The following is a 7,062-nucleotide window of genomic DNA, read 5'->3' on the forward strand; positions in this document are numbered from 1 at the left end:
ATTCCAGATGTCATGTGGAGGGATGGTGGCACTTGTCCCAAACACCATACCGGAACTGTTTTTTTTTCCTGGTTATTTTCTTACTCACTTCGAATGTCAATGCGCAGTCGGTGCGTATGTCTGTTCACGTTAAGAATAAACACATTACGCAGGTACTTGAATTGATCACAAAGAAAACAGGCATCGCTTTTTTCTACAATACCGAAGAGCTTAAAAAGCTGGGCCGGGTAAGTCTCCAGGCCGATAATGAAACAACAGATAATATATTGCAGCTGCTTTTAAAGGATAAAGGACTACAGGTGGTGCATACAAACGGGCTTCATGTGATTATGCCCATCAGTGAAAAAAACAATAACTTGCCAGCAGCTGCCATTTCAGGGCGGATCACTGATGAAAATGGCCGTCCTTTGCCACAGGCGAACATCATTGAAAAAGGCGGGGGCAATTATGCCCGTAGCAATGACAATGGTATATTTCATATCACGGTGCCGCCGGATGCCACGTTGTTGGTATCTTTCCTGGGCATGCAAACAAAACCAGTGGCCGTAAAAAACCGGGCATTCCTGGCTGTTTCGCTGCAACCTGCTTTAACCCCCATCAACGAAGTGGTAATAAACGGGTATGCCACCGTAAAACAGCAATATTCCGCCGCCTCGGCAAGTACTGTTTCCGCGGGCAGTCTGGATAGAAAAGACCAGCTATCCATAGACAATATGTTACAGGGAAAAGTGCCGGGACTGGCCATTAACATGAACAGTACAAGTCCCGGGGCAGCACCTAAAATAAGGCTGCGGGGCACGGCCACTATTTCAGGCAACCGGGAGCCTATCTGGGTCATTGATGGTATTGTCAGCGAGGCGCCGGTAAAACTGAATGCCGCCACCATTAATTCGCTGGATGATGTTAACCTGATGTCGAGCCCCATTACCGGGCTTAATCCGAAAGACATCAAACAGATTGATGTGTTGAAAGATGCCGCTTCCACAGCGCTGTATGGCGTTAATTCCGGCAACGGGGTTATTCTTATCACCACCCGCAACGGCACCCCGGATAAAAAACCGGGGATCACCTTTGCACAGGTGACCAATATCACCCTGCGGCCACGGTACCGTCACCTGGATCTGATGAATGCCACTCAAAAGATGGCGCTGTCTAAAGAGATCATCGATAAAAAACTGCTTTTTTCAAATGGGATTCTTCCGGAGGGATTTGAGCGTGATTACACGGATTTTCTCAACGGCAACATGAGCAAAGACAAGTTTGAACAAATGGAACAAATCTATGGCTCAATGAATACGGATTGGTTCAATATCCTGTTCAATAATGGCATTTCACAAAACTACCACCTATCCATAAACGGCGGGGGTAAAAAAACAGCATATTACCTGTCTGCCGGCTATGCCAACCAGCAGGGCCCGGCTATTTTCACCCGGGCCGGGCAATATTCCGGGATGCTTGGCGCCAGCTATCGCCCGGTGCCCGGCTTGCAAACAGGCATTAAATTATCCGGCTCCAGCCATACAGGCAGCTATCCTTACCAGACGGACCCCTACCAGTATGCTTACCACGCAGCCAGGAGTCTTCCCTACACCATACAACAACAACGAATGTATTATGCCCCAGCCTCGCCTAACTGGTCGTTAGATAATTATGTGATGGACACTTCACAGGTGGCGCTTTTCAACATTGTTTCCGAGATGGAAAATAGCCGTAACAGGATGTTGGTAAATACTTACCGGGCGGTAATGAATGCAGACTGGACATTTCTCCGCTCCTTTAAGCTGCATGGCTTATATGGACTGGGCTTATCTGATGCTGACAACAACAATTATGCCCTGGAAAACACCTATTATATTGCCTCCAGGTACAGGATGGGCCTGGGGCCTGGTATGCCTTACAGCGATGCGGCCAAAGCAAATATTATTCTTCCGTCGGGCGGCGAGTACCAGGAAACTTCTACAAAGCAAAATTATTATACCATTCGTCATTCACTGGAATATAGCTTTAAAGCGCATGCCCACTATATTCAATTGCTGGCGGGGAATGAACTGAGGCAGTCGAAATATAACATCAGCAAGCGTTTTTTGCTTGGATATTATCCAGGCAAGGGGCAAATGGCCTATCCCCCGCCGGCCAATGAATACCCGATGTATAACCGTTTCTTCACTTACTCCCGCATTCAACCTGCCGAACAGCTGATGAATAAATACCGGCAAACCAGCTGGTACGGCATGTTGGTATATTCTTACAAAGACAGGTATACATTGAACTTTAATATGCGGCAGGATGGAGCTAACTATTTTACCCGGTATGGTAATAAGCTCTGGCAAAAAACCTGGTCGGCAGCCGCAAAGTGGCGCATGCTGGATGAACCGGCGATCAAAGATCATAAACAAACAAACAACTCCATCGACATCCGGATATCATACGGGTATAATATCGGACTGCCGGAAATAAAATCTCCCAGCCTGTCGTTGTCCAATGCCGTGCAGGATCCCATCTCCGGGGAAAGTCAGGCTACCATTATCAATTTCGATAACCCGGGGCTGTGTTGGGAAAAAACGTATGTGTTCAATGCCGGAATTGACTTTTCTTTTTTTCGGAACCGGTTGTACGGAACAGTGGAAGTTTACAGGAAACGGAGCCGCGACCTGCTTGCCAATATCAACCTGGCCGAAGAAAATGGCTTCAATGCCGGTATGTTTAACAGCGCCGGTATTATGAACAATGGTATCGAAATGGGATTCCAGTACCAGGTTATCCGGCAGCGAAACTGGCAATGGAATATAGCGGCTAATATTTCAATCAATAAAACCCGGGTATTACAAAACAACTTCACTGATCCTGGGATAATAGGTAATCAGCAACAGTATCTTAGCGGGGATATCATTAAGGCCGGCGGCGATCTTAATACCATGTATGCCTATAAATTCACGGGGCTCAATAACAAGGGGTTTCCCACTTTCCGGGGAATTTACGACAGGGATTATACCGTTCAGCCTACCGTTGCGGAATACTATGCCAATGTATTTGTTCCTGCAGGCCGCCGCATCCCATTAACAGACGGCAGCTTTACTACCGGCCTGAAATACCGGAACTGGAGCCTGACCGCTGTTTTCCTGGTAAAGCTGGGCTATAAGCAGCGATTGAACAACATTTATGAAAACGGGTCATTCATCCCTAACCCGGCTGAGAATATGTCGACCGCCATTGAAAAACGCTGGAAACAACCTGGTGATGAAAAAACAACCAACATACCCGTGATGGATTACCAGGGAGGACTGTATCTCTTTAATCCAATTACTATGTCTCCTTTGCAATATTACCGTTTTGATCCTGCCACTATGCAAAATTTGAACAGAACAATACCACTTTACCTCATGTCTACACTTCCACCTGAAATGTATAACAACAGTGATATACGGATAGTAAATGCCGGCCATGTCAGACTCTCCACGCTTTCTGTTCAGCGCAATTTCCCTGTACAGGGCAACAGAAAGAACCTGTTTAAAAACATTTCCTGTTATGCGCAGCTGCATGACGTATTGCTATTGGCAGATAAAAGACTGAACGGCCAGGACCCGGAGCTGCCGCCCGGAACATTGCCCAGGCGTCCGTCTTTTACATTTGGAACAGATATAAATTTTTAGCAGCTATGAAAATCCGTCATCTCACATATACCGGTATCCTGTTAATAATTACCTGCTCCATGAACAGCTGCCGGAAGTACCTGGATACGCCCACAGATAACAGTCGCACTCCCCAAACGGTGGCAGACTATACCGAAATGCTGAACGGTGAGGGATGGAACAGGAACCTGTCGCCCGATGGCGACCTGTTTCTTTACTTCCTCGAAATGATGACGGCAGATGTGGAAGAAACCAGCGGGCCAGCGCAATCTTTAGATGAGAAAGGGCCTTATTCCGCTTTTTATACCTGGCAAAATATTTACGATATCCAGTATGACGAAAGGCAATCGCCCTCCGATATCCTGAATAATACCTGGCTGGGCTTATACCGGATTATAAAAGCCTGCAATATTATTACTGATAAAGGAGAGAAAATTAAAGGTGATCTCCCGGACAGGCAATTCCTGCTTGGAGAGGCCCATTTTTCACGGGCGTTGGCTTACTATTACCTTGTAAATATCTGGGGAAGACCTTATGATCCGCGCAATATGGCAGACTCAATGGGCGTGCCCCTCTCCGCCAGCAGCACACTCATAAATGCCGCCCTGCCCAGAAGCCCTGTTATTGCTGTATATAACCAGATCCTGGACGACCTTAACAAGGCGCTTACATATGCCCGGGAATCAGGTAAAACAAGCAGCATCTTTCACTATTCTCCTGCAGCAGTATACCTGCTCCTTTCACGTATACATCTTTACCTGCAACACTGGGAACAGGCCGCATCCTTTGCAGGCAAATGCCTTGAAATCAGGTCTGTGTTAAAAGATATTACGACACCGGGAACAGACATGTCAGATTTTTACGGCGGTATACTGGGAGCCGCTAACCCGGAAATTATCTATACTTTTTACAATGATCCCAATCCCACTGCATTCAACAATTTCGGGCCTGGAAATGGCTATGGATACAGCGTTTCATCAGAGCTGCTGCAACAATATGCCACGGCGGATCAACGGCCGGGCGGTTACTTCTACGCCACCAATACTACTGTGATCCCCAAAACAAGCGGTATATACGGCGGCGCCTACTGTTTTTCCTTCCGTACTTCCGAAGCCTATCTGAACAGGGCGGAGGCCAATGCGCACCTTGGTGAAACGGAGAAGGCCCGTGCGGATCTTACCCTTTTGCAAAGCCACCGGGTAAAACCCACCGCCATGTTGCTGCAAAGTAACCAGGGAACATTACTGGATAATATATTACTTGAACGGAGAAAAGAACTGGCTTTTCAACTTCACAACTGGTTTGACCTGCGCAGAACGGATGCACCTTCCATCACGCACTATTTCACGCCTATCATTAACCAACAGGTGCGCCCCCGTCAGCAATTTGTGCTCGAAAAAAATGACCCGGGTTATACGCTGGAAATACCGGCCCGTGCATTGCAGGCCAATCCTGCATTAAAACCGCTTGGTATTAAACGGAGGTTACCATTGTAACGGGAAGATAATTGCAGCAGCAAAAATGCTGCCGCCATGCTTTCATCAACTCAAATCAACCCATATATGTACAGATACTTTCATTACCGGCGGATGAATGTTTCTTCCGTAACGCGATCCGCACCCGCTGAATTTGTATAAAAACTTTTAAGGTAAATGCGTCCTGAACCCCGGTCGTAAGATTGAGCCAGTATTTTAAACGATCCTGGTTTTATCTGGCTTTCCATTGTTGCATTAGGCGTTACTGTTATTCCCTGTCCATCGGCTGTTAAGGCAATGCGATAACGCCAGTTGGAGTTGCCAAGATCCCCGTAATCAACAACTACAGTATCAGCATACTTTGATGGACTAAACTCCTTTATACCCTTGAAGTTTCCTATGCTACCCACTAAGCTGTCTGCCGCCGTGGTTGCATAAAGTATTCGCACAGCTGTTGCCTGGTAGGAACCTGCCAATGGATAATGGCCCAAAACTCTCACATTCCCTGCTGTATCGCCTGCAGTTGCTTTTTGGAATGTTACATCAGCCCCGTTATACCTTCCTTTAAAAACAAAGCTGTCTGCAGCAGCTGAAATAATTTCCAGTTCAAAATCAGACTTCAGACCTGTTCCGGCAGCAGCCCCCGGTACCTTTTTTTCTGCATCTGCAAGTAGATGGAGATAGGTGTAGGTGTCAAATATTAACTCGGGACGCTGTAAAGCCTTCAGCCTGTAGCTGCTGGTTAAAGGTGGTTCTGCTTTCCATCTGGATACTACGCGGTTACTATCGTTAAACTTAAACCAGAAACTATAGATTTTTTCGTTTGTTTCCAAAGCAGGCACCACGTTTGCCACCCAGCCATAGGGCGCCGCTACCAGGATAGACTGGTAATCCGTCAGTACTGTGTTAAGCCTTTGGTCCGCCGATTTATCAAAAACCGATGAGTGGAGATCCTTCCTGCAGGAAGAAATAATCATTACGAATGTTAATATATAGACCAGGTATTTTATCATTGCTGCAAAATTTAAATGTAAAACTAGGGATGCAAAACATGATGGATCTGTTGCTGAACATTGGCCTGCAACTGGTAGAAATCAAGATTGTAGGCCTCCTTGAAATAGTCAGCAACGATCTTTTCCTTTGCCCGCAACAACCTGATGCCATCGGGATTGTTAAGACTGTCGGGATAGTCCGGAAAAGGGTGGTTCACCATTGCATCGTACCGGGCACGGCCCATCACCAGCATGGTGGATACCAGTTCTGCAATATCCTCCCCGGGCTCTTTCCGGGCGTAGTTGCTTACATAACCCAGCGTCCACGGATTTTCTTGTACCACGGTCCAGTTGCCGGTATAAGTATCCGGGGTTACCTGGTTATATTCAATAGGGTACGCCTTCTTCTGGTTTAAAATATGCGTGAATTCATGATGGATCAGGTGGGCCATATCTGCCACCCTGAAGCTATCTGCACTGCTATAGGAATTAATGTCGAACAGGAGTATTTTCAATCCACCTTCTGCCAATCCGGCCACGGCATTCCCATTACTTTGCAGTGCAATGCTACCTGAAAGCATAATTTGTTTAGGGGTATTCAGCTTCATAAATGTTGAGTCCCCGGCGGTGATATTGTACGGTTTAATCCAGAAGCTGATAATATCCCGGGTCACAGGAATAACCATATCCTCCTGCGGAGGGACGAGTATCAGGCTTTTATCAAACTCGGATTGGTCCCACTTGTATTTCATTTCTATGTTATATGGCTTTATCATAGAATCATACAACCATTTATCCACCAGGCCCGGCACCCAGTAATCACCACCCAGGCCATTAATATCTGCATCCAGTGTTTCCTTTTTTTTACAGGCATAAAAGGCGCCTGCGAACATTGTCAGCAGCAGGAATAATTTCAAATATTTCATTCTTGAAAATTTAAATCTGTTATCAACATTTGCTTCAAAG

General features: G+C 46.5%; 4 protein-coding genes. 2 read left to right on the forward strand and 2 right to left on the reverse strand.

The window, feature by feature from the left end; all coding sequences use genetic code 11:
• Positions 1-116 precede the first annotated feature (116 nt).
• Together VIM72_RS28120 and VIM72_RS28125 are read left to right on the forward strand one after the other, a co-directional pair.
• On the forward strand, positions 117-3,650 hold the full coding sequence (locus VIM72_RS28120) for a SusC/RagA family TonB-linked outer membrane protein (protein ID WP_332006135.1): 3,534 nt from the start codon (positions 117-119) through the stop codon (positions 3,648-3,650).
• 5 nt (positions 3,651-3,655) lie between these two features.
• Positions 3,656-5,125, forward strand: a complete 1,470-nt coding sequence (locus VIM72_RS28125) for a RagB/SusD family nutrient uptake outer membrane protein (protein WP_332006136.1) — start codon at positions 3,656-3,658, stop codon at positions 5,123-5,125.
• 83 nt (positions 5,126-5,208) lie between these two features.
• Here the strand turns inward: VIM72_RS28125 and VIM72_RS28130 are convergent, their stop codons facing one another.
• Together VIM72_RS28130 and VIM72_RS28135 are read right to left on the reverse strand one after the other, a co-directional pair.
• A complete protein-coding gene (locus VIM72_RS28130; RefSeq protein ID WP_332006137.1) occupies positions 5,209-6,117 on the reverse strand; it encodes a DUF4302 domain-containing protein in 909 nt (302 codons plus the stop codon).
• A gap of 23 nt (positions 6,118-6,140) precedes the next feature.
• Entirely contained in the window at positions 6,141-7,022 is an 882-nt protein-coding gene (locus tag VIM72_RS28135; RefSeq protein ID WP_332006138.1) for a substrate import-associated zinc metallohydrolase lipoprotein, read from the reverse strand.
• Positions 7,023-7,062 lie beyond the last annotated feature (40 nt).

The sequence above is a fragment of the Chitinophaga sp. genome, from assembly GCF_036569185.1.
GTDB lineage: Bacteria > Bacteroidota > Bacteroidia > Chitinophagales > Chitinophagaceae > Chitinophaga.